General features: G+C 49.9%; 1 protein-coding gene. It reads left to right on the top strand.

What is annotated here, in order from left to right; all coding sequences use genetic code 11:
* Positions 1-37: 37 nt before the first annotated feature.
* Entirely contained in the window at positions 38-358 is a 321-nt protein-coding gene (locus tag GY791_06185; protein ID MCP4328009.1) for an acyl carrier protein, read from the top strand.
* The last annotated feature ends 149 nt before the right edge of the window (positions 359-507 follow it).

The following is a 507-nucleotide window of genomic DNA, read 5'->3' as shown; positions in this document are numbered from 1 at the left end:
CCTTACAATCTATCGGAGGGAGCTCCGGAACGAGGGTATGGGGATAACCAGCGACTTTTTTGAAAGCGGCGGGGACTCCCTCAAGGCTGTTCGCATTGTCGCCTATCTACGCGCTCTTAACGAGGAACACCCTGAGTTGCAGATAGGCAAGGGCTTCTCAACCTTGTCAGCTACGAATATCTTGCAGCATCATACGCCGAGTGCCTTGCTGCAATCTTGCTTTGGATGTTCGCCGGCCATTCAACCATTGACTCCAGAGATCCCCATTATTCCTCGACCAACTGAGATGAGGTTGCGGGTCCCTGCCTCTTTCCAGCAGACAATTATGTACACAGGAGATCATCTGTTGGCATCTTAGGCACATTCAGATTATAATATATTGATTCAGTTTGGTGCCATCGGCAAGCTAGATGTTGAGGCACTGAAGATGGCACTTGCACTTCTGTGGCGCCGACATCAAGTGTTCAGGACTGCACTGATTCTTCAGGTACCACAATTTCCTGGCTT

The sequence above is a fragment of the Alphaproteobacteria bacterium genome (assembly GCA_024244705.1).
GTDB lineage: Bacteria > Pseudomonadota > Alphaproteobacteria > JAAEOK01 > JAAEOK01 > JAAEOK01.
This window is presented reverse-complemented; position numbering and strand designations above follow the sequence as displayed.